The sequence below is a fragment of the Caldimonas sp. genome (genome assembly GCF_046289365.1).
Taxonomy (GTDB): Bacteria; Pseudomonadota; Gammaproteobacteria; order Burkholderiales; family Burkholderiaceae_C; genus Caldimonas.
The window spans coordinates 1-2255 of record NZ_JBKBVU010000323.1 but is presented as its reverse complement, the minus strand read 5'-3'; the positions used below and the strand labels follow the sequence as shown (position 1 = coordinate 2255).

General features: G+C 67.3%; 2 protein-coding genes. Both read left to right on the top strand.

What is annotated here, in order from left to right; genetic code table 11:
- Positions 1–66 precede the first annotated feature (66 nt).
- Positions 67–1665, top strand: coding sequence for a hypothetical protein (locus ACK42S_RS17615; RefSeq protein ID WP_409710678.1), 1599 nt, complete (start codon positions 67–69; stop codon positions 1663–1665).
- Positions 1666–1768: 103 nt separating this feature from the next.
- On the top strand, positions 1769–2255 hold a 487-nt coding region (locus tag ACK42S_RS17610), incomplete at its 3' end, for a WbqC family protein (protein ID WP_409710675.1).

Here is a 2255-nt window from a genome sequence, read left to right as displayed (position 1 = left end):
CTGGGGGCGAGGACAATCACCATGGCCTTCACCCCTCCGAACTCGAGCGCCTGGGGCACGCGCGTCTTGGCGCCGTTCGTGCTCAGCGATCGCGCCGCGCACAGCCTGCCACTGGTGCTCGCCGTCGTGCGCGTGCTCTTCGGCCTCATGATCGTCCACCAGATGCTGGACATCTTCGGGTTCGCCATGTTGCCCGGCGGCCCCGACCCCCGCGTCGCTCGGCTGATCTCGGCCCTCGCCGCCATCGGCGGCGCCATGCTGGCCCTGGGCGCGCTGACGCCGCTGGCCGTCGTCGGGCTGCTGATCTACTACGCGCTCTTCCCCCTGGCATTCAACCTCGGCACGATGGTGACCGTGGCGCTGCTGTGGGGGTTGCTCCTTCACGGCGCCGGCCGCACCCACAGCCTGGACGCCCTGCTGCTGCGATCGCGCCTGGCCGGGACCTGGATGGCCCGCTTCTACGCCCCGTTCGGCGCCGGGGGCCGGCAAGAGATCGCCGGCGTCCGGCTGATGGTGATGCTCATGTTCTGGGGCAACTGCATCACCGCCATGCTGTACCACGTCAAAGACCCCTTCTGGCTGAACGGCCAGGTCCTCCAGATGGCCTTCACCGCCTCCTACCTGACTGACCATCACGCCTTCATGGCCGCGCTGCGTGAGCAGCACCCCCGCTTCTTCATGGCCTTCTGCCAGTTGGGGCTCGCCATTCAGGCTGTCTGGGAGGTCTGCCTGGTCCCGTTGATGTACCTCAAGTGGGCCCGTCCCTTCGTGGTGCTGCAAGGCCTGGGCTTCTTCACGTTCTCGTTGCTGCTGCTCAACCTCCAGTACCTGCCGGTGGTCGAGCTGCTGCTCTGGACGCTGCTGTTCGGCCCCGCGATCCTCGGCTGGGTGCGCGAGAAATGGCGCCAAGAGGCCCCCGCCCCAGCCGGCGAGGAGCCTGCCCCCGCGGTCGCCCCCCTGACGATCGCGCGCCACCTGCCGACGCTGATCGGGCTCACATGCGGTGCCGTCGTGGTGCAGAATGCCGTCGCTCCCGGCCTGATGCCGACCGAGTTGGCCAAGCCGATGAAGCCGATCCATCAGGCGCTGGCGCCCTACTACCGCCTCTTCGGGCAAGAGGTGGTCAACGTCTTCAACCAGGGCGACATCGGCATGAACGAGGCCTACTTCGTGGTGCAAGAAGTGGACCCGGCCGGTCGGCATCGGCGGATCGTGCCTTTCTATGATCACGAGGGCGGCCGCCTCGACTACATGCGCAACGACCTGCTGTACTTCAAATACTCCCTGAAGTGGCAGCGCGCCAAACGGGAGCACAAGTTCATCGCGGGCGATCCGGCCCGGCCGGCCGCACCGACCCGCCAGCTCGCGTTCCGCGTGGCGCTGCTGGATGCGGTCATGACCGACGTCACACGGCCCCGCCAATACCGCGCGCACGTCTACGTCCGGCAGATGCGCCTCGACACGACCCCGCCGCGCTGGACCCAGCCGCAGCGGGCCGGGAGCTTTCCCTTGACCATCACGTCAGCCCACCTGAGCCGCTTTCGCGCGATGCGTTGGCCGACGTTCGACCTGCCCCCCGGCCACGCCTTCAGCCGCGAACGGCTCCAGCAAACCGAGGAGGCGTTCCGCAAGGTGGACGCCGCCGCGCCCAAGCCGGCCCCTTGAGACGGCCGGAGCGGGCTTGCGGCCAACAGGCCGTGATTCTTCGATCGGCGCGCGGGGTATCATGGCCACGGAAAAACCCTCACCGGGCAAGGACGCAAGCCGCATGAAGGTCGCCATCATCCAATCCAACTACCTGCCCTGGAAGGGCTACTTCGACATCATCCGCGATGTCGACACGTTCGTGTTCTACGACGACGTGCAATACACCGTCCGGGATTGGCGCAACCGCAACAAGATCATCGGCCACAACGGCGAGCAGTGGCTCACCGTGCCGGTGGCCGCCGACAGCCGCGACAAGGTCATCCAGGACGTCACCCTCGCCGAGCCGGGCTGGGCGGCGAAGCACTGGAAGACCCTGATGTATTGCTACGAGAGAGCGCCGCACTTCAAGCGCTACCAGGCGTTCTTCGAGCACGTCTACATGGAGCGCTCGTGGACGCACCTCAGCGCGCTGAACCAGTTCTTGACCCAGGCGATCGCCCGCGACTTCCTCGGCCTCCAGACGCGCTTCATCACCTCCGGCCCCCTCGCCCCCGAGGGCAAGAAGCAGGACCGCCTGCTCGACATGCTGCGCAAGGTCGGCGCGAGCG